26 protein-coding genes and 1 pseudogene are annotated in these 22,964 nt (G+C 38.5%); 9 read left to right on the top strand and 18 right to left on the bottom strand.

All coding sequences use genetic code 11. From position 1 onward, the window contains the following. Positions 1–481 (bottom strand): annotated as a pseudogene (gene hxlA, locus CD039_RS00435) (3-hexulose-6-phosphate synthase); the annotation flags it as partial. A gap of 469 nt (positions 482–950) precedes the next feature. On the opposite strand from hxlA, the gene CD039_RS00430 reads away from it, so the two are divergent. The 4 genes from CD039_RS00430 (at position 951) to CD039_RS00415 (ending at position 4,195) form a co-directional block, all read left to right on the top strand. Then, positions 951–1,310, top strand: coding sequence for a YojF family protein (locus tag CD039_RS00430; protein WP_040806807.1), 360 nt, complete (start codon positions 951–953; stop codon positions 1,308–1,310). An 11-nt stretch (positions 1,311–1,321) separates the two neighbouring features. Then, the gene (gene bshB2 / locus CD039_RS00425; RefSeq protein ID WP_002472548.1) at positions 1,322–1,987 is read left to right on the top strand and encodes a bacillithiol biosynthesis deacetylase BshB2; all 666 of its coding nucleotides are present in this window, start codon (positions 1,322–1,324) and stop codon (positions 1,985–1,987) included. Positions 1,988–2,002: 15 nt separating this feature from the next. Then, positions 2,003–2,881, top strand: coding sequence for a GTP cyclohydrolase FolE2 (gene folE2 / locus CD039_RS00420; RefSeq protein WP_103370680.1), 879 nt, complete (start codon positions 2,003–2,005; stop codon positions 2,879–2,881). A 975-nt stretch (positions 2,882–3,856) separates the two neighbouring features. Further along, the gene (locus tag CD039_RS00415; RefSeq protein ID WP_240595004.1) at positions 3,857–4,195 is read left to right on the top strand and encodes a transcriptional regulator, SarA/Rot family; all 339 of its coding nucleotides are present in this window, start codon (positions 3,857–3,859) and stop codon (positions 4,193–4,195) included. 188 nt (positions 4,196–4,383) lie between these two features. Here the strand turns inward: CD039_RS00415 and CD039_RS00410 are convergent, their stop codons facing one another. The 3 genes from CD039_RS00410 to tadA form a co-directional block, all read right to left on the bottom strand. Then, entirely contained in the window at positions 4,384–4,950 is a 567-nt protein-coding gene (locus CD039_RS00410) for an NADPH-dependent FMN reductase (protein WP_049405936.1), read from the bottom strand. A gap of 16 nt (positions 4,951–4,966) precedes the next feature. Further along, the gene (locus tag CD039_RS00405; protein WP_103370679.1) at positions 4,967–5,839 is read right to left on the bottom strand and encodes a Cof-type HAD-IIB family hydrolase; all 873 of its coding nucleotides are present in this window, start codon (positions 5,837–5,839) and stop codon (positions 4,967–4,969) included. Between the two features lie 108 nt (positions 5,840–5,947). Further along, positions 5,948–6,442: a tRNA adenosine(34) deaminase TadA gene (tadA, locus tag CD039_RS00400; protein ID WP_103370678.1), complete on the bottom strand. Its 495-nt coding sequence runs from the start codon at positions 6,440–6,442 to the stop codon at positions 5,948–5,950. 64 nt (positions 6,443–6,506) lie between these two features. Between tadA and CD039_RS00395 the strand changes: the two genes are divergently transcribed. Both CD039_RS00395 and CD039_RS00390 read left to right on the top strand, forming a co-directional pair. Further along, positions 6,507–7,118, top strand: a complete 612-nt coding sequence (locus CD039_RS00395) for a deoxynucleoside kinase (protein ID WP_103370677.1) — start codon at positions 6,507–6,509, stop codon at positions 7,116–7,118. Beyond that, entirely contained in the window at positions 7,118–7,780 is a 663-nt protein-coding gene (locus CD039_RS00390; RefSeq protein WP_103370676.1) for a deoxynucleoside kinase, read from the top strand. The genes CD039_RS00395 and CD039_RS00390 overlap by 1 nt, the downstream gene beginning before the upstream one ends. Before the next feature lie 263 nt (positions 7,781–8,043). Here CD039_RS00390 and CD039_RS00385 read toward each other — a convergent pair whose 3' ends face one another. From CD039_RS00385 to CD039_RS00375, 3 genes are all read right to left on the bottom strand, one after another. After that, on the bottom strand, positions 8,044–8,283 hold the full coding sequence (locus CD039_RS00385) for a hypothetical protein (RefSeq protein ID WP_103370675.1): 240 nt from the start codon (positions 8,281–8,283) through the stop codon (positions 8,044–8,046). Positions 8,284–8,455: 172 nt separating this feature from the next. Continuing rightward, the gene (locus CD039_RS00380; protein WP_103370674.1) at positions 8,456–8,911 is read right to left on the bottom strand and encodes a hypothetical protein; all 456 of its coding nucleotides are present in this window, start codon (positions 8,909–8,911) and stop codon (positions 8,456–8,458) included. A gap of 51 nt (positions 8,912–8,962) precedes the next feature. After that, complete coding sequence (locus CD039_RS00375; protein WP_103370673.1) at positions 8,963–10,489, bottom strand: helix-turn-helix transcriptional regulator; 1,527 nt, start codon at positions 10,487–10,489, stop codon at positions 8,963–8,965. A gap of 461 nt (positions 10,490–10,950) precedes the next feature. Between CD039_RS00375 and CD039_RS00370 the strand changes: the two genes are divergently transcribed. Next, entirely contained in the window at positions 10,951–11,901 is a 951-nt protein-coding gene (locus CD039_RS00370; RefSeq protein WP_103371572.1) for a YSIRK-type signal peptide-containing protein, read from the top strand. 198 nt (positions 11,902–12,099) lie between these two features. On the opposite strand, the gene CD039_RS00365 is transcribed toward CD039_RS00370, so the two are convergent. From CD039_RS00365 to CD039_RS00335, 7 genes are all read right to left on the bottom strand, one after another. Further along, positions 12,100–12,426, bottom strand: a complete 327-nt coding sequence (locus tag CD039_RS00365) for an antibiotic biosynthesis monooxygenase (RefSeq protein WP_103370672.1) — start codon at positions 12,424–12,426, stop codon at positions 12,100–12,102. A 4-nt stretch (positions 12,427–12,430) separates the two neighbouring features. After that, complete coding sequence (locus tag CD039_RS00360; protein ID WP_103370671.1) at positions 12,431–12,808, bottom strand: YbaN family protein; 378 nt, start codon at positions 12,806–12,808, stop codon at positions 12,431–12,433. 384 nt (positions 12,809–13,192) lie between these two features. Next, the gene (locus CD039_RS00355) at positions 13,193–13,594 is read right to left on the bottom strand and encodes a hypothetical protein (protein ID WP_186303053.1); all 402 of its coding nucleotides are present in this window, start codon (positions 13,592–13,594) and stop codon (positions 13,193–13,195) included. A gap of 15 nt (positions 13,595–13,609) precedes the next feature. Further along, a complete protein-coding gene (locus CD039_RS00350) occupies positions 13,610–14,305 on the bottom strand; it encodes an HAD family hydrolase (protein ID WP_103371570.1) in 696 nt (231 codons plus the stop codon). 366 nt (positions 14,306–14,671) lie between these two features. Further along, the gene (lepB, locus tag CD039_RS00345; protein WP_103370670.1) at positions 14,672–15,253 is read right to left on the bottom strand and encodes a signal peptidase I; all 582 of its coding nucleotides are present in this window, start codon (positions 15,251–15,253) and stop codon (positions 14,672–14,674) included. 206 nt (positions 15,254–15,459) lie between these two features. After that, the gene (locus CD039_RS00340; RefSeq protein WP_103370669.1) at positions 15,460–16,536 is read right to left on the bottom strand and encodes a branched-chain amino acid aminotransferase; all 1,077 of its coding nucleotides are present in this window, start codon (positions 16,534–16,536) and stop codon (positions 15,460–15,462) included. A 205-nt stretch (positions 16,537–16,741) separates the two neighbouring features. Beyond that, on the bottom strand, positions 16,742–17,701 hold the full coding sequence (locus CD039_RS00335; RefSeq protein WP_002471166.1) for an NAD-dependent epimerase/dehydratase family protein: 960 nt from the start codon (positions 17,699–17,701) through the stop codon (positions 16,742–16,744). 289 nt (positions 17,702–17,990) lie between these two features. Here CD039_RS00335 and CD039_RS00330 point away from each other — a divergent pair, with 289 nt between their 5' ends. Beyond that, positions 17,991–18,629: a FusB/FusC family EF-G-binding protein gene (locus tag CD039_RS00330; RefSeq protein WP_103370668.1), complete on the top strand. Its 639-nt coding sequence runs from the start codon at positions 17,991–17,993 to the stop codon at positions 18,627–18,629. 148 nt (positions 18,630–18,777) lie between these two features. Here CD039_RS00330 and CD039_RS00325 read toward each other — a convergent pair whose 3' ends face one another. Further along, the gene (locus CD039_RS00325; RefSeq protein WP_103370667.1) at positions 18,778–19,668 is read right to left on the bottom strand and encodes a LysR family transcriptional regulator; all 891 of its coding nucleotides are present in this window, start codon (positions 19,666–19,668) and stop codon (positions 18,778–18,780) included. A gap of 129 nt (positions 19,669–19,797) precedes the next feature. Here CD039_RS00325 and CD039_RS00320 point away from each other — a divergent pair, with 129 nt between their 5' ends. Beyond that, positions 19,798–20,979: an MFS transporter gene (locus tag CD039_RS00320; RefSeq protein ID WP_103370666.1), complete on the top strand. Its 1,182-nt coding sequence runs from the start codon at positions 19,798–19,800 to the stop codon at positions 20,977–20,979. Positions 20,980–21,185: 206 nt separating this feature from the next. Here CD039_RS00320 and CD039_RS00315 read toward each other — a convergent pair whose 3' ends face one another. The 3 genes from CD039_RS00315 to CD039_RS00305 all read right to left on the bottom strand — a co-directional run bounded on the left by CD039_RS00315 (position 21,186) and on the right by CD039_RS00305 (position 22,769). Continuing rightward, entirely contained in the window at positions 21,186–21,317 is a 132-nt protein-coding gene (locus tag CD039_RS00315; protein WP_002471158.1) for a beta-class phenol-soluble modulin, read from the bottom strand. Between the two features lie 143 nt (positions 21,318–21,460). After that, entirely contained in the window at positions 21,461–21,592 is a 132-nt protein-coding gene (locus CD039_RS00310; RefSeq protein WP_002471171.1) for a beta-class phenol-soluble modulin, read from the bottom strand. 583 nt (positions 21,593–22,175) lie between these two features. Continuing rightward, complete coding sequence (locus tag CD039_RS00305; protein ID WP_103370665.1) at positions 22,176–22,769, bottom strand: histidine phosphatase family protein; 594 nt, start codon at positions 22,767–22,769, stop codon at positions 22,176–22,178. Between the last annotated feature and the right edge of the window lie 195 nt (positions 22,770–22,964).

Here is a 22,964-nt window from a genome sequence, read left to right as displayed (position 1 = left end):
CGCCAGCGATAGCAATCTTAGAGTTCTTGATTACACCTTTCACTTTACGTAAGCTGTCGAGCGGTGATACACCTTGTGCTTGTAAGTCATAACCAGTGTGCACTGCGATGTAGTCTGCACCCATTTCATCTAATTCTTTCGCACGTTGTTCTAAGTCTTGTACTGCGATCATGTCCACGAGTAATTCTTTACCGTGTTTGTGTGCTTCTTCAACCGCTGCTTTGATAGATGCATCTTCAGCCACACCTAAGATTGTTACAACGTCAGCGCCAAATTTCACAGCTTGGCTTACTTCGTAGTCTGCTGCGTCCATGATTTTCAAGTCAGCTAATACTTTTACGCCATCGATATTTTCATCCATGTGTTGAACTGATGGTAAACCTTCATTGATAACGATAGGTGTACCGATTTCTACGATATCTACGTAATCTTTCACTTTATTTGCTAATTCTGCTGCTTGTTCTTTATTTAATAAATCAATTGCTAATTGTAATTCCAATGAGAACATCCTTTCTTTATCTGCTTTTCATAAAATGCGTGTTCCTTTTTATTACTTAGCATCTTCTTATTTCGAGATTATCTTGCATTATGTTACTACCCTCGTCCTCTCATTTTAAAACGAAGGGACAAGGAGCACTTACTCCCACCTTAACATAAATAGCTGAGTATTTTTATCAATATATTCTGAACCTTAAACCTATTCTCACTCTAACTGGGGTAAATCATCACTTTCTTGAGCATAGATATACATTTCTTAGTCTTTTTCTAGTAAAATAGAAAGATAATGAGTCTAATGCGTGGTTGAGGAAGTTGATTGAGTAAAACATAATCAAGGACACTCAACCCGTTAATATTGCCAATATCATCTCACTGTAGCGTATCGCTCCCCTAACATGGAGATGCTGAGCACGGCTACAGAAGTGGATATAGACCGATTGGAGGAAGAATCGTTGGAACCGATTGATGCAGAACACGTACAATCAATACTCTCATCCTATGCGAATACGCCAGTTTATTTGCATGTTGAAACAACGAATGGGGCCTACGCGAACCATTTCGATCAACGCGTATTTAATGCCGGGGCTTTCTTAAGAAATATTCAACTCTCATTCGAACATGCACAACTCAAAGGTGGCCACAAAGATCCTTTCCGTGTCGGTCTCAAGCTCAAAGAGAACGGTTGGGTCTATGTACAGGGACTAACACATTACGAAATCAATGAGGATGGCGAATTCTTAATCGCTGGATTTAACTACGAGGGGCAGCTCGCAGCGACTTTAGAAATCAGCAAACATCCATTTAAAGCTTAAGGAGGAATACTATGCCAGAGGAGACACACGTCCTCGTCATCTTTCCACATCCTGATGACGAAACCTTTTCATCAGCTGGTACGCTCGCACGTTACATTGACCAAGGCGTACCTGTCACTTATGCCTGCTTAACCACAGGCCAGATGGCACGTAATTTGGGTAATCCGCCTTTTGCGACACGCGAGTCACTCCCTACGATACGTGAACGTGAACTTGAGGCAGCTGCAGAAGCGATAGGGATTACTGATTTGCGTAAAATGGGACTGCGTGACAAGACAGTTGAATTTGAACCACACGACGAAATGGATGCAATGGTTCAATCACTCATCGACGAATGCCAACCATCTGTCATCATTTCATTCTACCCACAATTTGCGGTACATCCAGACCACGAAGCGACAGCAGAAGCAGTTGTCCGCACAGTAGGTCGCATGCCAGCAAATGAAAGACCACGCTTACAACTTGTTGCATTTAGTAATGATGCACCTGAGAAGTTAGGTGACCCTGACATTCTCAATGAGATCAGTGATTATAAAGAGGTGAAACTTCGCGCATTCAAAGCTCACGCTTCTCAAATGGGACCTTTCTTAGAAGATCTTGCTAGCCCTGAAGTTGGCGGAGAAGTCCAAGGCTTTCTCGAAGTCGAACCTTATTGGATTTATAACTTTGAATCTTAAAGTGGAGGCTATAGCATGAGTGAATTTGATTTATCTACGAGAGAGGGTCGCTGGAAACACTTTGGTTCCGTCGATCCTATTAAAGGTAACAAACCGACGTCAAAAGAGAAGATGACTGACTTACAGAGCACAAATAAAGACTTTCTCTTTGAAATTGAAGAAGTAGGGATTAAAAATTTAATTTATCCAGTCAATATTGATCGTTTTCAAACAGCAGGAAACTTTAGTTTCTCAACAAGTTTGAATCAAGATGAGAAAGGCATCAACATGAGTCGTATACTCGAAAGTGTTGAAAAGCATTACAATCACGGTATCGAACTCGACTTTGATGCTTTGTACCAAGTATTACGTATCTTACAAGAAAGTATGAATCAATCATCAGCAGGTGTCGATGTCTCAGGCAAATGGTTCTACGACCGTTACAGCCCTCAAACTGACATCAAAGCTGTCGGACACGCTGATGTAACTTACGGACTTGCGATTAAAGATGACAACGTGACACGTAAAGAACTCACAATAGAGGCTGCAGTGACTACGCTTTGTCCTTGTTCTAAAGAAATCAGTGAATACTCTGCGCACAACCAACGTGGTATTGTCACTGTGAAAGCATATATCGATAAAGATGCGGAATTAAGCGATGATTACAAATCTGTCATCCTAGACGCAATGGAAGCAAATGCAAGTTCTGTCTTGTATCCTATCTTGAAACGTCCAGACGAGAAACGTGTGACAGAACGCGCTTATGAAAATCCTCGTTTCGTTGAAGATTTAATTCGCTTAATCGCGGCAGATTTAGTTGAACTCGATTGGCTCGAAGGCTTCGATATCGAATGTCGTAATGAAGAATCTATTCATCAACACGATGCTTTTGCGAAATTGAAACACCGTAAATAATTTTGGAAGAAGCGGCTGTATTAACGTAGAAATTCTATTACAGACGTGACCCATTTTAACTATAAAATGTGCATCGTAATTAAAAATGTACGATAGAAATAAACTATAGTGATCTGAATTCATGGTTGCTGTTAACTTTAAAGTGAATATAGAGATGTACTATTGTTTTCTCAATAACTGGTATCAAAACTAGTTATGTTAGTAGGGAGTGAGACGATGAAATCGCGCCGATTTCTGTCTCACTCTCCTTTTTTTATATCGAGGACACTTCTTAAAGTGTTTTTTATTAAATCTCTTTTTACTTTAAAGGTGTATTATGAATAGAAATCGCATTATCTTGTTAATTTTTAATTAGATCAGTAAAATTTTAACCGATATTTCTTCTTAATCCATGATGATAATAAATTTTATGTGACACAATGTGAAAATATCGCGTATCGGATTTATTTTATTCATAGTACAATAACAAATATACTGTCATTATAAATTTTAACTAGACTAAATTATATATCACATCGACTGTGGCATAACTCAGAAACTGAATGCTTGATAGTGCTATTTTTAGAAATTTCCAGGACTACTTATATACTTATTTTCCTATTATCTCTCCGCTTCTAAATATACTTAGCCTTACTACAGAATATCCAACTGCTTGATAAAGAAATACTCCGCAGTCATATCTATAATTCTTATAAGAGCTTAACTATCCGACAACTCAATATTGAATTCAGCTTTCATTCAATTACAGACTTTTCACTCATATACGTAAAGTGATTTTGGGGATCATTTTACCAGTTAATTCTTTAGAAAATTCTTACTTATTAAAATAATTTTAGTCTTACAATGATTTGGTAGTCAAAATGATTAATGACAATATATGAATATATAATCGCTACTACATACGCCTATCACACGCATAGGCTTTACAAATTGGGGAATTGTTTAACATTTTAAATATTATTTGAGGTGAATGAAATGGACATGATCGTTTACGAGGAAAAACGTAATACCATTAAAAAGGAAATTAAAAATACTTTAAAGCTGTCACTCACTGAGGTCATCTTATTACAAAAAATTCATGAGCTAAACTCTGAAAAATTAGATGTTATCGAGCTAAAAAAGCATTTGCATAACGGCAACGCACCAATTTCAGCACAACTCAATGACTTAATTAAAAAAGGATATTTCAAAAAACAAAGAGATACGAAAGATGAACGCCGCATCTTCTTGTACGACATCAATTTAGCTAAGGTATCAGAAGCACTTGCAGAATATCACAACATCGTCTCACTCATCGTAGATACAGAACTCTAATTTTAACGATGAGTTGGAAAGTATCCTAAGTTGAGTAGCGTCATTATTTGAATTCAAAACTAATCATAAAACACTACATTAATAAGAACCGATCCACAGTTGAATTATGCATGAATCGGTTCCTATTATTATTAAATATTTACTTAAAGTGAGTGAGAAATTCCAAATTCCCACTAGCACATCTCACTTTATTTCAAGTGTTCATAAGGGCTATTTTTCGCAAAGGACACGATTTGATCAACAAATAAACGCGCACGAAGTTGGAATTCTTCATTCGCAAGATAATACGTACCATCATCAAGTTTGTTATAATCAGAATCATGTGTCGCAATTTGCGTTGGCACAGCAATACCTAATAACGTACGCACGATTAATCTTAAATGAGAAAGCGGCTCCGCACTCACAATGCCTCCACTATTACCTACAAGTCCTACAGGTTTCATCTTGAAGTCATCCATCGTTAAGTGGTCTAACGCGTTTTTCAATATACCTGAGTAAGAACCATGATAGTTTGGACTTCCAAGTACAAAGAAGTCTGCTTCACGTGCTTTCGTCTGTAAATCTTTCATGTTTGCTTTGTACGTTTCTGATGGTTCAGAAGCTCCAGAAACATCAAGTTGATGGATAGGACGATCTGCTAAATCAAAGATTTCTACGTCAAACTCATGATCTTCGAATTGACCTTTTAAATATTTGGCTAGAGCAGCGGTATGTGAACCGACTTTCGCACTTCCTACGATAATTAACCCTTTCATCTATAATCACCTCAAATTATTCGTAATTGTATTCATCTAAATATTTGATAATTGCGTTACCTACGCCATCTTGTTCGTTAGATTCTGTGATATAGTTTGCCACAGCTTTCACTTCGTCTGTCGCGTTCTCCATCGCCACAGGATAACCGACACGTGACAGCATTGAAACGTCATTCAGGTTATCACCGATAGCCATGACCTCATCCATATCTACACCCAGTTTCTCAGCAATGCTTTCCAGTGCAATGCCTTTCTGAGCATCACTATGCGTAATCTCAATATTGCCTCGAGATGAGGACGAAATAGCCAAATGATTCGATTCAGATAAACGCTTACTCACGCGATCAATCTTCTCTAAATCGCTATCGAAAGCGAGTATCTTCATGATTAATTCGCCTGGCACAGATTCAATCTTACTGTAATCATCGACGACTTTCAGCGAACCATTGTCGATACGATCTTGAATGGCATGCTTAATCTTCTCAACATCAGCCTGTTGGCCCGCCCGTTCAGCGATATCCACGTAAATCTCTAAATCTCGGTCAGGATTTTCCGTATAAATCCCTCTGTTTGTGTAAATTTGATAATACACATCTTCATTGTTGAGTTCAGTCGTAATACGTTGTACTAACTCGTGGTTGAGATTAGAGGTGCTGATAATGTTAAAAGATTCATCGCGCACTTCTGCCCCATTCAAACAAATATAAGGGACCTTTAAACCGCTATGTTCTAAAGGCGTGCTCGCTTCATAGAAAGCACGTCCTGTCGCTATAATAACAGTAATGCCCAAAGACTGCGCATAGCGAATTGCTTCGGCATTCTTCTCCGATATTTCATGTGATGCATTTAACAAAGTACCATCCATATCTGATGCAATGAGCTTAATCATTCTATCTCTTCGTTCCTCTCTCTTTAAGATTACGCCGTTTATATGATCATGATGTTAAATAGTTGTCACATTTAAGCAGCATATTCTCATTCTACCATTTAAACGTCGTTATGTATGCTCGTCTGTTCGTATGATTTTTGCTGACTTTTTACGTTGCCGCATCTGACGAAAGAACTGGCGCAACAACTCACCACATTGTTCCTCAAGCACACCTGTACGTAATTCTACACGGTGATTAAAACGCGGTTCCTGAACTAAATTCATCAGACTCCCTGCACATCCGCCTTTCGGATCGGTAGCCCCGTAGACTACAGTCGGGATACGGCTCATCACGATAGCACCTGAACACATCACACACGGTTCCAAAGTGATGTATAACTGACAATCCTCTAGGCGCCAACTTCCCATGATCTTCGCAGCCCGTGTAATAGCGAGGTGTTCGGCATGCGCAGTAGGATCTTGGCTGGATTCACGCAAATTATGCGCACGTGCGATGACAGTATCTTGATACACGATGACCGCGCCTATTGGGACCTCGCCAATACGTTCTGCTTTTTTCGCCTCTTCAATCGCAAGCGTCATATAATATTCATCTAACGTCATCTGTCTGATTCACCTCTGATGTGATAAAATAACTACTGTCTATTTTAGCATTGGAGCGATAAAGATGAAAAAGACTTTTATAGCTATCGAAGGACCCATCGGTGTAGGGAAGTCCTCTTTAGCACATCAACTAAGCCAAACCCTTGGTTATCAAGAAGAACAAGAAATCGTTGACGACAACCCTTTCCTCTCAGATTTCTACGACGATATTTCTAAGTGGAGCTTTCAAACTGAAATGTTCTTTCTTTGTAATCGCTACAAACAATTTCAAGACCTCGCCAAGAGCGAGCACAACGTTGTGAGCGATTATCACATTTATAAAAATAAAATCTTTGCGCATAATACGTTAACAGCAACAGAATTTGATAAATTCTCAAGAATCTACGACATCCTCACTGAAGACTTAATCATGCCAGATACGGTCATCTTTCTAGATGCAGATCTTTCGGTACTCAAAGCGCGTATTAGACATCGCAATCGTAGTTTCGAAACACAAATAGAAGATGACTATCTCACGCAGTTGAAACGTGATTATCACAGATTCTATACTTCTCTAGAACAAAATGGCGTCAACGTCATTTATATTGATACAACACATCTCGATTTCGTGAATAATGAAGAAGATTATTCCCACATTTTAAACTTACTTGAACCGATGATTGGAGGCACACATTGATGAATGACTACGGTATTCCTCAAGATGCAGTAATTACGATAGCGGGAACGGTGGGCGTAGGTAAATCTACACTCACACAAGGCTTAGCTGACCGTTTGAATTTCCGCACTTCTTTCGAGAATGTCGAGCACAATCCCTATCTCGATGATTTCTACAAGGACTTTGAGCGTTGGAGCTTTCACTTGCAAATTTACTTCTTAGCAGAACGTTTTAAAGAGCAGAAACGCATGTTTGAGTATGGCGGCGGTTTCGTCCAAGACCGCTCAATTTACGAAGACGTTGACATCTTCGCGAAGATGCATGAGGAACAAGGTACGATGAGCCAAGCGGACTACAACACTTATTCCGAGCTCTTTGACGCGATGGTAATGACACCGTACTTCCCGCAACCTGACGTGCTCATCTTCCTCGAGTGCGATTACGAAGAGGTTATTGAACGTATTCGTCGTAGAGGCCGCGATATGGAGATCAATACAGATCCTGAGTATTGGAAGAAACTTTACGACCGTTATGAAGCGTGGATTGATAACTTTAAGGCATGCCCAGTCGTTCGCGTGAACATCAACGAATATGATTTATTTGAAGATCCCTCGTCGTTAGATCCTGTCATTGCGAAGATTAAACACGTGATTGATACCCATCGCCAAGTTGATCCTCGTTAAGCTATGCCTTTTGGTTTAGGTAAAAGTCAAAAATAACATCAACAAGCCCATTCCTATCGCACTTGAATAGAAATGGGCTTATTTGTAATAGATAACAAGATATTAATTGAAAACAGTATATGAAGCGAAAGATAAACAGAATTAAAAACGAATTGTAAACCATTTTCAATGTGGACTCGAGACGCATGATAAAGCTAAACCACAATGAAAATCCATTCTTAGAGCTGCGTAATGCAGGTAAAATACCTTATTTTCCTACATACTTAACGTCTACTTTTCGCATAATGTGCTGTAACTGCAGCTAAAATTAACGTTAAAATAATATAAATAATAATCGACACAAAGATAATCAACTTATGTGGGTTATCCAGTGAAAATGGTAGAGGTGAATAACTTACCGTTATCGCACGTTTCGTGATAAATAACGCTACAATCATCTTCAGTGTAGACCAAGCTGAACTCAATGTAATTAAACCTAATATTAATAAAGTAATTCTCTTCATGTAAGTTACCTTCTTTCTGATGTTTGATGTCTGGTATTCATACTACACTTTATATCATACTATAAGTCTAACCAAAAAAGTGAATATTTTTCGATAATTATCTCCTATCTATTATCATAATGAGGTGTTTCCAATATAGTCACTCAACCACTCATCCTCTCAATCAAATCAACTACAAATAAATTGTGACTAAGGTCACTGCATTGGCTTTCGCTTTAACCATATAAGGTTCATGTTGAAAGTCGTGATAGTCCACTGTCAGTTTCGGTCTATTGTACTTGTTCAGTTTATACTTCAAATGCGTCGGAAGTTGCTGACCAGACGAGATATTCTCCGAAATAATAGAGTCTAAACAACCTTTCTCTACATCCGTAATCGTCTCAGTAGACACGATATACCCCTGCTGTTGCGCTGCATCATTCATATGCAAAGCATATAACGTTTCATCATAGCTAGCAGTAGATGTAGAGACTGGAGTTGGATTATACAACAGAATATTATAAGCATAGTTCTTCTTCGTTAAGATATAATGCTCTCCATAATAACTCGCTGTTTCTCTAAAGTTGGCGAGCATATAACTCATAAAGGTATACGCCGTCTTCGTCTCATAATCGTTAAATATAGCCAAATCGCTTTGATTCTCTTGTCGATATGAGAAATAGACGCTCACACCTGCAAGTTACTGTCTTAATGCGACGACCTTTTGTATATAATTTGCAATCGCGTTCACTTTCTCGTGCTTAATCGCTTCTTGATTTAGAAAGATAATACTTTTAGGAAGGTCAATCGAACTGAGGAATTGTTTGAGGTGGTTTAAAAATGCTAAAGATTCCGTTTCAGTAATGATTTGTTTCTTATTCAAACGCTTTAAATCCAGCGTGTAGTAATCTGTCTTCAAGCAAGAAAGTTCTTTCAATTGTTGTTGATGGCCAAAAAGATAGACATCAGTTAAATCAATGGCAGTCAATATTTGAATACCGAATATTTCTGAATTAAATTGCTCGATGGAATCCAAATATTTTAACTTCCAATCTAGCAACAGTAGTACCTTGAGTGACTTCAAACTATCGCCTGAAGTTGTCTCAAGTTCAAGAATTCTAAAGTCTCTAATCGTCTCCTCCACGATACGATAATCCTCTATGCTCTCAATGTGCAGAGCGAAAGGTACTTTACTCTTCAACAAACGCTTAATCCCTTGTATCATACGTTGCGCGTTGGGCGCCGTTTGACTAATGTAGACGAAAGCTGATAGACGATGCGCCGTATAGTTCTTATACGTATAAATTTGTTCGTCCAATATGCCGTCTAAATCATCAAAGCCACCAATATTAATCAAGTTAAAGTAAGATAAACGGTCGTCATCTATACAATCATCGTCTATCACAATACTTTGCTGATGCGTCTGTTTCGCTCTCTGAAACTTCAAATTGTTAATGATTCGCAAGTCTTCTATAGCATGTGGGATCTTTAACCGGTGCGCTGTCGATTCCCTCATCGTATACTTTTTAGGTGTCGTATGCATATAGGTCTTAAAATGCGTAATGTATTTCGTCGCGCTCAAATATCCCCAACGATTCGCGATTTGTTCGACGCTATAGTGTTCAACGACAAGATCTTCTATCGTCTTAGCTACACGTAACAAACTGACATACTCATTAAACTTGATTGCCAAATGTCTTTTAAATAGATTTGAAACGTACGACGGTGATACGTAAAATTGTTGACCCAATTCATCTAACGTAATCTTATGATGCAAATTCTCCCTCACATAATTCAAAATACGCGTGATTAAATCATTCGAATGTTGATATGTAGGTGTTTCAGTTAATGTCAGACGTTTCATAATCTGGCCTACCAATGCATCGATATCTAACGCTTTCGCCTGGTCACGTAAACGGTTGAATAATGTATTTAAATCTGCAATTAATCCTTCTTGTTGCTGAGACTCAACAATGTAATGAGCATTAAATACCGACTGTTCTCTAACAATCCAATAGTGACTCGGTATATAAAATATAATAATCCCACTACTATTAACTTTAAATAACTCTCCCTCATTGACGACATGGATAGCTAAATTATTCAGCGTTTCTCCCTCAACCTGAATATTCAAACTCCCTTTAACTGCTGAGATGAGCATCATGCCATCGTAGCAACGCTGAGGTTGCTTCATTGCTTCCGGTAAGTAGTAAATTGACGGAAACACGTCATCCCCTCCACATATTCCCTTAATACAATAATCCTTCAGAAATATTGTACCCCGTTGTTTATCTTATTTTTTATCTTAGTGTGAGAACCTTATATTTTTTAACTAGCTTTACAAAATTTTATCTATTAATTTACTATTTGTACAGATATAATGTGTCATTACCAAATAAGAATTTTTTATTAACGTGACACAAACATAGTATAAAGTCAATATTTTGAGCGTTTTTTTACTGCATTGGAAATATATGGAGATATTGTAAATAATCGATAATTTTTCGTATAGTCAACTTGTATTTTAAACACTACTTGAAAATATACGTAAATAACTAAGTATATAACGTATATAAATATAATTATATATAGTGCTAAAATTGAAAGTGCAAATAGATAATAGCTTAAGGCTATTTACTCTTTGGGATTGTTAATTAAATACTTCTTATTTATAAAGGGGATGAAACAATGAACAATAATCAATTTACTAAAAAAGATAGATTTGGAATCAGAAAGTTCTCAGTAGGTGTGGGCTCAGCCCTTTTAACATCTCTCCTATTCTTGGGCATTAGCCACTCTGCGAATGCAGCAGAAGATGAGATTGAACTCAACCTAGATAATCCAGAAGAAAGTACTATTCCAGCCGCAACTACACCTGCAAACAACGGTAATACTGCATCAGATGGTGTGGATCCATATGCACCAACAAGTGAGCATAGCGCAGAAATCGACAATCAAGATCCAAACACAATCACTAACACTTATGATGGTAAGAACGAAATGGACCCTACTCCTGGTAGCCAAGGTACTAGTCCTTTAGAGTATGATGGAAATCATGAAATGACTCCTACTCCTGGCAAGCAAGGCACTAGTCCTTTAGAGTATGATGGAAGTCATGAAATGACTCCTACTCCTGGCAAACAAGGCACTAGTCCTTTAGAGTATGACGGAAGTCATGAAATAACTCCTACTCCTGGCGATCAAAGTCAAAGTCCTTTAGGTGATGCACAAGCTAGTGATAATACAACTGAAGTACCTAACGGTTCAAGTAATGCAACTACAAACAATCAAGGTAAAACAGTTGAAACTGATGCTCAGGGTAACACTATTGTAACTGATGCTCAAGGCAACACTACTGTTACTGATACACAAGGTAATGTAGTTCAAGACAGCACAGTAAATGCCATGACTAACGATGATACTATGGACGCTCAAGGTAATACTGTTGAAGGTCAAACACATTCTGAACAAGGTACTACTGAAGGTTCAAAACAAGGTAACCAATCTAAAGAAGATAGCAAAACAGGTCAATTACCTGAAACTGGTGGTTCTGACATGACTGTACCACTTGCTACTTCAACAGCTATGCTAGTAGCTGGATTAGGTTTATTATTCAGAAGAAAAAACGTTGAAAAATAATAACAAATCCAAGGTATAAATCGCTACATTCTATCGAATATACCTTACGCACTGCTAATCAGGACGCTAAGCTAGACAACTCGTCTAGCTTAGCGCCTTTCTATTTGTAATAGTTTGTTACTATAATCCCTGAGTACTAAAAAAGCTCGTCTCCTCAAATATTAGGAAACAAGCCTTTTCAATCACTTTATATTCAACTTATGCATTCTTACCGTAGTGATATGCGATAGAATAAGTAGAAACACTGTTTTGCAATATCGGACTCGCACTATCTTCTTTATGCTGTCTCACATTTTTATGTGCTTCTTTAAACTCATCTGATTGCAGCCAATCTTTAAATGACTGTTCTGACTCCCATATCGTTAAGATCTTAACTTCATCAAAGTCTTTCAAATTATTTGTGGTCGTGACGAACATATCTTTGAATCCTTGAATATTCTCGATACCTTGTCGATTATAGAAACGCTCAACCGTTTCATTCGCACTACCTTTTTCTAAAGTTAAACAATTCTCAGCCATAAACATGATGTTATCTCTCCTTCGCTTTTTGTGGAAGTGTTTTTACAAATGTGAATAGCACAATCGTTTGAATGAGCACCATGACGATTAACCCTGCTCTAATCCAAGTGTGATCAATCATGTAGATTGAGAAACCAACTACGATATATAAACTCGCTAATAGCTTGAATTTATTCTTCAAAGTGTAGCCTCTCTCATTCTTAAAACTTTCCACAAAATTAATATAAATCTTAGTATTCACTAACCAGTTCTTAAATCTATCTGAGCTGTTTGAAAAGCAAATCACAGCTACTAACAGGAAAGGTGTCGTCGGTAATAAAGGAACGACAGCTCCGATAAATCCGATTATCGTGAACAACACCCCAATTGTAATTAACACGTATTTCAACACAAACCCTCCATTGATAATCGTTATCAATTATACTAGATAAAACAGCTCAATACAATCTTTAATTCACAGTATTCTATACATTATTATTATTAGAAAATAGTGTTTCATACTCCAGTTGGCATACTTAAGCAATAACTCAAAAGCACTATCTCATCCCTACATTTAGATTATTTCGTTACCATGTAAAAACTCTCACTGTTATTACCCTATTTACCTTCAAAAATGTCTCATACCAATGCGTCTCGCAAACCTTTTCTATCGCTCAAAAACATTAAAAAAAGGCCTGCTCCTTACATCTAATGTAAGAAACAAACCTTTTCATCACATTATTAATGCAACATCACGTTGGCACAATGAGCACCTACGCACCGCTTCGTCATCTTACTGTACATCTTTGCGATAGACGATCTTCTCAATTTCATCGTCTGTAACCCTTTTACTATAATAGCCATCAACGGGCAAATCCTTGACCGGCTCCAAGCCAAAGGACAACGCTTTATCTTGATTATCGGTACCGATATAGTTGCCTTCGTCGTCTTGAAACAAATCAAAGATTGAACCTTCGTATCTCGCTTCATGCGTCAAGTCGTAGAGACGATCGACGTCATCCTTCGCTACCGTTTTAAAATAAAGTGTGTGAGGAGACGCATCTGATATATCTGCTGTAAATCCTAAGTCCTCAGCATAATCTTCTTCAGTAACAAGCAAGAGTTCGTTGCCCATAGGTTTCACTACTTTGAATGTTAATCCGTGATATTCAGCATAAAGGCCATCAATGATCATCGTCATCACCTCAAATTATATGTCATTTAATATATCAAGAACTGCAGTGGCATCATCTACAATACGATCTGCTTGGGTGAAACTCTCTTTCTCTCCTACACCTGTCAACACAGCTACACTATAACCTAATTGCGCGTTAATTGCTGTTTGAATATCGTTTGGCGTGTCACCGACCATCATGATTTCTTCCGGTTGAACCTCATGCTGCTCAAACAACGGCTTCAAGACTTCAGGATTCGGTTTCTCTACTGCATGCGCCTCTGTAGAAATAATCACGTCAAAGAGATGTTCGGAATCCGTCGCTTCTAAGAATTGCTCCGTACCTTTACGTGTGTCGCTCGTCACAATTGCGAGCTTATACCCACGTTGTCGCAGTGTTTCAAGCATTTCGTAAACGCCGTCAACCCACTCATTGTCCGGCTCACGTTGATCAATCAGCGTCTGGCTATGTTCTTTCACCCAATCTGAGACGTCGCGATTAGCGATTTGGTTAAAATGAGCAATCATCTCTTCTAATGAGCCTGAAGCCATGACCGACCCAGGTAGGATGTCTCGATCCACGACACCTAAATCTTTGTAAGCTTGCTCGACATCTGCAATCGACGCACGATAACGTTCTATAAAATCATCAACGAGTTGAATACCGATGCGCGTCCAGCTTTGGTCAAAATAGATGAGCGTTCCATCTTTATCAAACAATATCCATTGAATCATCACTATGCACTCCAAATTGAATCTTACTTACTCTTATTATATCAATATTATTTAATTTAAATAGTAAAAAAGCTCTAAGATTATGTAAATGTGCTGAATAACGCGTTAACTGAGTTGCGTCGTCTTTGCCATCCACTACTTACACATCTTAGAGCTTCGTTTCTTCATTATTTAATTGGATGAGTTTTGTTCTAACGACTCATTAGCCTAGTCAAAACATGCAACTGTCCTCGCGACATTCACTGATGCACCTCGCCCTAGTAAGCGATTAACTCACTCTTCGTTCTAAAAATGAATTAACGCCGTACTAACGCTTAATTCTGCTCATTCTTGTGGGGAATTAACGTCGAAGCGTTATTATGATTAATTGACCTCATCAAAGCTATGTGGATAGAACTTAAAGCGCATATCGCTCAATGGTGCCCAGCGCATCATGACCTTACCGACCATTCGATCTTTATTCACTAGACCGAGCTCTCGACGACTATCGATACTGACTTCGCGGTTGTCACCGAGCACGAGATACTTGCCTTTAGGTACTCGTTTATTACCGCCTGAATGTTTCATCTTCGACACATCCGTATCTTCCGTCAGATAACGTTGTGCTGTCGCTTCTTTATTCGACTTCAGGTAAGGCTCTTTCACTTTATGACCATTGATGTAAAGTTGGTCTTTCTTATAGCGGACAGAATCTCCAGGCTTCCCAATGAGTCGTTTAATATAATCGCGTTGTTGCGTCGCGTGGAAGATTACCACGTCACCGCGTTTCACCGTATTCAAGTTCTTCGACATCCGATTGATGATGAGTTTATCTCCATCTTTAAACGTTGGATACATCGACGAACCGTGGACATTATATTTCGTCACCACAAACTTGCTGAGTAAGATTGCGAGAACAACGCCCACCACGATAGCGATAATCCATTCAATTACATTTCTAGTCATCTTTTTTCTCTCCCTAGAAGTGTAGTCTGTACTATATCAACTTTAGCTTAGTGCAAATATCGCGGCTTGTAAAATGGTAGCCAAAGAACTTTAATCTTTGTACTGGATGAAGTATTTAAACACCCCTCACTCTCCAGCAAATACTGAAGAGTGAGGGGCATCCTTTAAACTATCAATTTATTTTTAACAATTTGACCTAAATGAACTTAGTATTTAGGTACAACGACTCTCCAACCGTTTGGATCTTCAATCTTACCACTTTGAATACCTACGTAGTGATCGTAAAGTTTTTGAGTCGTTTCGCCTGTTTCAAAGTTGTTAATAGTGATTTCACGATCTTCGTATTTTAACTTACCTACTGGTGAAATCACAGCAGCTGTACCTGCACCGAAGACTTCTTCTAATTCGCCTTTGTCGTGAAGTTCGATAAGTTCGTCAATCGCTACGTGACGTTCTTCAACTTCGTAGCCTAATTTCTTAGCTAATTCGATGATAGACTTACGTGTGATACCTGGTAAGATACTACCGTCTAATTTCGGTGTAACGAGTTTACCATTGATAACGAAGAAGATGTTCATACTACCTACTTCTTCAACATATTTACGTTCAACACCATCTAACCAAAGGACTTGGTCCCAGCCTTCTTTGTTCGCTTGTGTTTGAGCGAGTAAACTTGCCGCATAGTTACCTGCAGTCTTCGCGAAACCTGTTCCGCCTCGTACTGCACGTACATATTCGTCTTCTACGTAAATCTTAGTTGGGCTGAGTGAGCCTCCACCATAATATGAACCAGATGGTGATAAGATAATGAGTAATTTATAGTTATGAGATGCGTGAACACCTAAAGTACCTTCTGTTGCAAACACAACTGGACGAATATAAAGTGATTGTCCTTCGCCTTCTGGTACCCAATCACGTTCAACATCAACAAGTTGTTTTAATCCTTCTAATAATTCTTCTTCGTCAATCTTAGGCATGTTAATACGTTCTAAAGAGTTGTTAATACGTTTGAAGTTCTGATCTGGACGGAATAATACGATATCGTCGCCATGTTTATAAGCTTTTAATCCTTCAAATACAGATTGACCGTAGTGTATACCTTGAGCTGCCGGAGAAATCTCGATTGGTCCGTAAGGTACAATCTTCAGATCATGCCAACCTTTATCTTTATCATAATCATAGCTTAGCATATAGTCTGTGAAGTGCTGTCCGAAACCTAAGTTCTTTGGATCTGGCTTTTCTTTAAGTTGTTCACGTTTCACAAATTCAATTTTATTTGACATGATGCGTTCCCCCTATTAATTTAATCATCTTTATCTCATATTATATCAATCGGCATTGAGCCGTTCAATAATTTTCTAAAAATTTCAAATAAATTTGACTATGGTGATTATTATTAAAAAAACTGAGCACGTCGAGATGACCATGACGTACACCTTCGTCTCCATTCATCCCGTTGATGTGCTCAGTTTCTTCTATTATATAGTGTTATTTTTGTTTGCCTTCTTGTTTTTCAATCGCATCTAACATAGTCTTAGTCATGCGATCTAAGTCGAACTCAGGATTGAAGCCCCATTCTGCACGTGCGCAGCTCACATCTAAGTTATCTGGCCAAGTGTCTGCGATGCCTTGACGGTCTGGGTCTACATCATAAGTCAATTCGAAGTCAGGATAATATTCTTGGATCGCTTCTTTAACCATTTCTGGTTCAATACTCATACCACTTAAGTTATAAGCGTTACGGTGAATAAGTTTGCCACCGTCAGCTTCCATTAATTTGATAATCGCATTGATAGCGTCGTCCATGAACATCATGTCCATGTAGGTACCTTTGTCGATAAAGCTTGCGTATTTACCTTCGCGCACAGCTTGGAAGTAAATTTCAACGGCGTAGTCTGTAGTACCGCCACCTGGTTCTTTAACGTAAGAAATAAGTCCTGGGAATCTTACGCTACGTGTATCGACGCCGAATTTTTCAAAGTAGTATTGGCATAACAATTCGCCTGCAACTTTGTTGACACCATACATTGTTGAAGGTCTTTGAATTGTTACTTGTGGTGTGTTCACTTTAGGTGTGGAGTTACCAAATGAACCGATAGAGCTTGGAGTAAAGAATTGTAAGTCATATTCTCGCGCTGTTTCTAAAGCATTCATTAAACCACCCATGTTTAAGTCCCAAGCGAACATTGGGCGTTTCTCTGCAACTGCAGACAATAATGCAGCCATGTGCATCATTGTATCCGCACCAAATTCTTCAACTGTCTTAAACATTTTTTCTCTATCTGTAACATCAAGGATTTGGAAAGGTCCTTTCGCTACTTCAGAACCTTCTTCTGGCTCGTTGATGTCTGTTGCTAATACGTTATCTGTTCCGTAAAGTTCTCTACATTTAACTACGAGCTCAGTACCAATTTGTCCTAAGGCACCTGTGATAATAATCTTCTTCATCAATATCTCTCCCCTTGTGTGTATTACAATCGTCGTAGTGTATTCTCGGTGTGAACAAAACTTTTATTAACAACTTCATTATAATATAAAAACGATTTCTTGTATACATAGAGCGTACATGCATGAACTGTTCTAAGTTACTAAAATGCGTCTATACCCCCGATAAGCCCTGATATGTTACACTAAAATTCATGTGATGATACTCTATTTCGATTAACAATAACTCATGATTATAAATATTTATGCGCATATATTAATCTCTATACTTTTAACAGAAAGGGTGAAACGTATGTCTTTACTTTATCCTCATCAATTTCACGACATCGAACATCGCGTGGCTCGTCTGATCAACGTTTACAAATCAGTGAATGACACACGTACGATCAGCCTCATTCAGAGTGAGACGCAAGATCATATTCTCTCACTATTTCCAAAGAAAACGTTAGAACTTGAGAAGTGGGTCGATCAGCTTATGACGCTCGACCTCTCCACTTACAAGGCTGAGAAGTTGCTTGCAGAAATGAAGCCTTACGTGAAACCTTTTACTCACCCTACCCCTCAACAGGTTAAAAAGGTCTTTCGCAAAGTGAAGAAATTGAAGACGCCGAAGATTAGCGAAGAAGTGCTGTACGATAGCACGTATATTGGCTGGACGGATATCGCTTCGCAACGTAAATATATTCTCTATTATGATAAGAATGGGAAACTTCAAGGTTTCTATGGGGATCTTTCGCCACAAGTGGTCAAAGGGTTCTGTTCAATTTGTAATAAGGAATCGAATGTGTCGCTCTTTATGCGTAAGACGAACCAATCTAGTGACGGTCGATATACGAAGAAAGGCGACTACATCTGTCATGATAGCTTGAAATGTAATCGCCAGTTGGATAGTTTAGTTCATTTCCAGAATTTCTTGCATAAGATTCAGTAGTTTGAGAGTGGCGGGCACCTCGTGAAGCAGATAGTCGGGGGTGCGTGTCACTTTCTCTATCTAGATATTGCTTTCAGACACTACGAGGCATGTTGCCTCCTTCTTTCTATAAAATAATAAACACGCGTCGGACTTCCCCTACTTACGCTCACTGCCTTAAATACTGAATAAAGGTTTTTACAATAGCGGCATTGGGCTGATTCGCATGTGTTAACGCTGTAAAGAACACGTGATAGTTGAAAGGTTCGCCCATCGGAACTACATCAATTAAATCTTGTTCAACAAAGGGGTCGTTCTCTAACATAAGACTGGAAATAATACTCAGACCTAACCCTTCTGAAACCGTACGGATTAAGACGCCAGGGTTGTTGGTGCGAAAGACGATTTGAAGACGCCCATGTTGTGCTTCAAACTGTTTGATACTATGTTGATAAAGATTACGATCAAACAAGACGAACGGATAATTTTGAATTTGTTGTAAGGAAACGGAACTTTGAAATGACAATTTCGATTTCAATGGTACAATGAGTTTGAAATCAGTAGCTAAATTCAAGTCATTATCGACGATGGTAGATTTAAAGGTTTCGCTCTCCCTTTTAGCCACTAATCCTATATCTACTTCTTGGTTCTCCACACGCTGCAGGATATGATCTCGATCATCCTCCTCTACTTGAACTTCGATGTGCGGATAATCCTTCTTAAACTCAGAAAGTGCCCGAGGAACGATTTGATGGAATAATGTAGGAATCGTCGCAATCTTGAGCGTTCCAGTCAATTTAGAATCTAGCGCTCGAACTTTCGTCTCTAACTTCTGTTGCGCTTCATAAATATCCAGAATATATGGTAGTAGTGTGTTACCCATATCAGTAGGGTATGTTCCTTTGCGTGAGCGCTTAAATATTTTATACCCCAATTCATGTTCCAAATTCGCCAGAGATTGACTTAAAGCCGATTGACTAATATGCAGCAATTCTGCTGAACGAATCATGGATTCTGTTTCATAAATCGTCTTAACATATTGCATTTGTTCAAAGTTCATCGTCTCAATTCGCCTCCCATTTACATTAGCATTACTTATATTAAAATTACTAATTCTAATTATACAATAAGTAATACTAAAGTTATAATAGATATATTGAAACTTCAAAGGAAAAAGGGCGGTATCATTATGTATGATAAATTGTGGACGAAGGACTTTATCTTTATTACTTTCGTCAATTTTTTAATGTATATGATTCATTATACACTCATCGTTACCATTACCGATTTCACTATTCATCAATACCATGCTTCTGAATCTATGGGCGGTTTAGCGGCAGGTATTTTTATTATCGGTATGTTATTCGGGCGTTTAGTCGCAGGTCGATTTATCGATTTATTCCAACCGAAGTACTTCCTTTTAGGTGGTATTATCTTTTCAATCATCACCGTCGCATTGTACTTCACCATCAATAATTTACTCATCATTATGATTGTGCGTTTACTTCACGGTGTCGCATTTGGCTTTTCATCTACAGCAACAGGTGCGATATCTTCAACTATCGTTCCAGAAGAGCGTAAAGGTGAAGGCATTGGTTACTATGCCTTGAGTACGACGATTGCTGCTGCAGTGGGACCTTTCGTCGGACTTGAAATCAGCGGTAATTTAGGTTTCCAATCTAACTTCTTAGTTTGTCTCATCGTCATCGTCGTATCTCTACTCTTTGCGCTTACAGTCAACAAAGTGCCTAAAGAAGAGGACGAAGTGGCGGAAGAAGCTGCTCCTGCGAGCGGTCTAGCTAAGTTTATTCAGAAAGAAGCCTTACCGATTGCGACAGTCATCGTCTTTATCGGTATCGCATATTCAAGTGTACTTTCTTATTTAAGTATTTATACGAAACTCATTGATTTAGCATCATTCTCTGGTCTGTTCTTCGTGGTCTACGCAATTACCACTTTCGTGACACGTCCAGTGACAGGTAAAGTGTATGATGCTTATGGTGAGAATAAGATTATGTATCCTGTGCTAATCAGTTTCGCACTTGGCTTCTTGATACTTTCAATGTCACATGGTGCCGTATTGCTACTCATTTCAGCCATCTTTATCGGTTTAGGCTACGGTACGATTATTCCAAGTGCCCAAGCGATTGCGATTCAACAATCACCGAAGAAGAAGATTGGCTTAGCCACTTCTACATTCTATATGTTCACAGACTTCGGTGCAGGTATCGGTCCAGTATTACTCGGCTTGATCATTCCACTGACAGGTTACCGTGCTCTTTACGTGATTATGGCTATACTCGTCGTGTTTGCGACACTACTTTACTTTGTCCTTCATGGTAAAAAGGCTACACAACAACGTAGCTATTAACTATATATTCTTATACACTACTTTGCCCCACCTTGGTCATTGAACTAAGGCGGGGCTTTAATTATATGTATAAGTGATGGAACGCGATGAAGTTGAGCTTCTAATATTAAGACTATCACCATTCATCATATGTAAAAAAAGCGATGGAACATGACGTCCCACCGCTTCATTATAGTTATCGAATCATTGTATTGAAAAGCTTGAAATTAGCCAAAGAAGCCAGCGATGAAGTCTACACCTTTAGCTGCAGCTTCTGCAATGCTTGTACCCATTGTAGCCCAGTCTTTGTCTAATCCTGCTTTTACTGCATCTGAAATTGCACTTACGATACCTTCCATGAATAATTCATCCTTTCAAATTAATTTTATTTATAATCAAGTTATTATTGTACTAATCAAAAATGCTTAGATGGTGGATATGAATGCTTAAGTGTCCAACCTAACCATCTTAGCATGGTTGGAACTTCTTCACGCTTTCGGAATTAACCGAAGAAACCAGCGATGAAATCAACGCCTTTAGCTACTGCTTCAGCGATGCTTGTTCCCATTGTAGCCCAGTCTTTATCAAGACCTGCTTTTACTGCGTCTGAGATAGAACTTACGATACCTTCCATGATTTTCACCCCTTTCTGTTGTCTTCTGAACTGTTAACTATAGTGTAAGGGATAGAACGTAACTGTGGTAAACGAGTGCCCAGATGTACATAAAGAGTACCTAAGTGTAACATTTTGGTCATAAATTACACGCTCACTATTCCAATCCGTTGATTTTAGTGTATTTATTTACTTCAAATATGTATTTTTACTCTCTAAATAGTTAGTGCACTTCTTAATTAAGCAAAATTTTTCAAACTTTTTTGCTACAACTGGGTTATAGTTTAATTCGTGCTACTTATTATGGGCTTTCATTTCACAATATTTATATCTATCACGCCATTGCTTCCGTTGAATTCGTATACTTTTGATGATTATCTTGAATTAAATGCTTGAGCGAACTTTAAAGTGTACTGAAGAAATTCGAAATTGCTCATTGCATTTAAGAATGCGCTCACGCTTTTACTGAATAAGAAAGGCGGTTGCATTTCTCCGCTTCAAACAACATCACTTTCTCTCCTAACCAGTAAAAAAGTCCGCAGATGTAACCAAAACATCTACGAACTTCACTCGTTCTTTCATATATAATGTACTCGTACCGTACTTACATTTTACCTATCTCTTTATAATGAGAAAGATGATGCGTCATATTAAAGTCTTGAACATGCCAAGCACCATCGCGATAGGTAATTGTACTCATACTCCCATTCACTAAGCTGTGGCGTGGAATTTCCATATCATGCGTGCACATCGATCTTAATAAATAATTGATCACAGCACCATGAGAGACGACAATCACCTGACCATGAGGATATTGGGATTGAATCTCATTCAACGCGGCTCGTAAACGCTGTTCCAAATGTGCTTCTGTTTCCTGTTGAGGATAAATTCGATCAGGGTAAGCTGTTAATCTCTCTTCCACGGTCATCCCTTCTGCAGTACCGAAACTGCGTTCAATAAAGTCATCCATCTTCAATAGAGGAATCTGCAATTGCTCTTGGATGAACTCAGCCGTACAACATGCACGGCGTAAAGGACTCGTTACAATAGCTGACCCTTGTTTACCGTTTAAAGCTTTCGCACATTCTTTCGCTTGCTGAATACCGTTGTCATCGAGTTCTGTATCCGTACGCCCTTGGAGCTTCCCAAGTTGATTCCATTCCGTTTCACCATGTCTCACAAGGCAAATTTCCGTCATCCCTACACTCCCTTTCTTGCGTTATCTCTATCATAACTGTCCTCTAGTTACTACGACAAAGATTTCTTTCTGAATGATTTTGAAACATTAAATAGAAAACAGTATATGAGCCAAAGAAAATAAAACTACAGTTAACTAGAAATGATTTTCAATGTCGACTCGAGACGCTTGATGGATCTAGACCGCAACGAAAAT

Origin of the sequence: Staphylococcus argensis (assembly GCF_002902305.1) — a bacterium.
Classification (GTDB): domain Bacteria; phylum Bacillota; class Bacilli; order Staphylococcales; family Staphylococcaceae; genus Staphylococcus; species Staphylococcus argensis.
The sequence above is the reverse complement of the archived record's forward strand: the minus strand, read 5'-3'. Positions and strand labels throughout refer to the sequence as shown.

What these genes read in the sequence shown, in the direction of transcription:
- CD039_RS00395 (WP_103370677.1), top strand. Translation starts at nt 6,507, where the DNA reads ATGAAAAAGACTTTTATAGCTATCGAAGGACCCATCGGTGTAGGGAAG.
- lepB (WP_103370670.1), bottom strand. Translation starts at nt 15,253, where the DNA reads ATGACTAGAAATGTAATTGAATGGATTATCGCTATCGTGGTGGGCGTT.
- folE2 (WP_103370680.1), top strand. Translation starts at nt 2,003, where the DNA reads ATGAGTGAATTTGATTTATCTACGAGAGAGGGTCGCTGGAAACACTTT.
- CD039_RS00340 (WP_103370669.1), bottom strand. Translation starts at nt 16,536, where the DNA reads ATGTCAAATAAAATTGAATTTGTGAAACGTGAACAACTTAAAGAAAAG.
- CD039_RS00365 (WP_103370672.1), bottom strand. Translation starts at nt 12,426, where the DNA reads ATGTTTATGGCTGAGAATTGTTTAACTTTAGAAAAAGGTAGTGCGAAT.
- tadA (WP_103370678.1), bottom strand. Translation starts at nt 6,442, where the DNA reads ATGACGTTAGATGAATATTATATGACGCTTGCGATTGAAGAGGCGAAA.
- bshB2 (WP_002472548.1), top strand. Translation starts at nt 1,322, where the DNA reads ATGCCAGAGGAGACACACGTCCTCGTCATCTTTCCACATCCTGATGAC.
- CD039_RS00310 (WP_002471171.1), bottom strand. Translation starts at nt 21,592, where the DNA reads ATGGAAGGTATCGTAAGTTCTATCTCAGACGCAGTAAAAGCAGGTCTT.
- CD039_RS00330 (WP_103370668.1), top strand. Translation starts at nt 17,991, where the DNA reads ATGTCTTTACTTTATCCTCATCAATTTCACGACATCGAACATCGCGTG.
- CD039_RS00335 (WP_002471166.1), bottom strand. Translation starts at nt 17,701, where the DNA reads ATGAAGAAGATTATTATCACAGGTGCCTTAGGACAAATTGGTACTGAG.
- CD039_RS00385 (WP_103370675.1), bottom strand. Translation starts at nt 8,283, where the DNA reads ATGAAGAGAATTACTTTATTAATATTAGGTTTAATTACATTGAGTTCA.
- CD039_RS00325 (WP_103370667.1), bottom strand. Translation starts at nt 19,668, where the DNA reads ATGAACTTTGAACAAATGCAATATGTTAAGACGATTTATGAAACAGAA.
- CD039_RS00355 (WP_186303053.1), bottom strand. Translation starts at nt 13,594, where the DNA reads ATGATCATTGATGGCCTTTATGCTGAATATCACGGATTAACATTCAAA.
- CD039_RS00320 (WP_103370666.1), top strand. Translation starts at nt 19,798, where the DNA reads ATGTATGATAAATTGTGGACGAAGGACTTTATCTTTATTACTTTCGTC.
- CD039_RS00370 (WP_103371572.1), top strand. Translation starts at nt 10,951, where the DNA reads ATGAACAATAATCAATTTACTAAAAAAGATAGATTTGGAATCAGAAAG.
- CD039_RS00405 (WP_103370679.1), bottom strand. Translation starts at nt 5,839, where the DNA reads ATGATTAAGCTCATTGCATCAGATATGGATGGTACTTTGTTAAATGCA.
- CD039_RS00305 (WP_103370665.1), bottom strand. Translation starts at nt 22,769, where the DNA reads ATGACGGAAATTTGCCTTGTGAGACATGGTGAAACGGAATGGAATCAA.
- CD039_RS00315 (WP_002471158.1), bottom strand. Translation starts at nt 21,317, where the DNA reads ATGGAAGGTATCGTAAGTGCAATTTCAGATGCAGTAAAAGCAGGATTA.
- CD039_RS00390 (WP_103370676.1), top strand. Translation starts at nt 7,118, where the DNA reads ATGAATGACTACGGTATTCCTCAAGATGCAGTAATTACGATAGCGGGA.
- CD039_RS00410 (WP_049405936.1), bottom strand. Translation starts at nt 4,950, where the DNA reads ATGAAAGGGTTAATTATCGTAGGAAGTGCGAAAGTCGGTTCACATACC.
- CD039_RS00415 (WP_240595004.1), top strand. Translation starts at nt 3,857, where the DNA reads ATGGACATGATCGTTTACGAGGAAAAACGTAATACCATTAAAAAGGAA.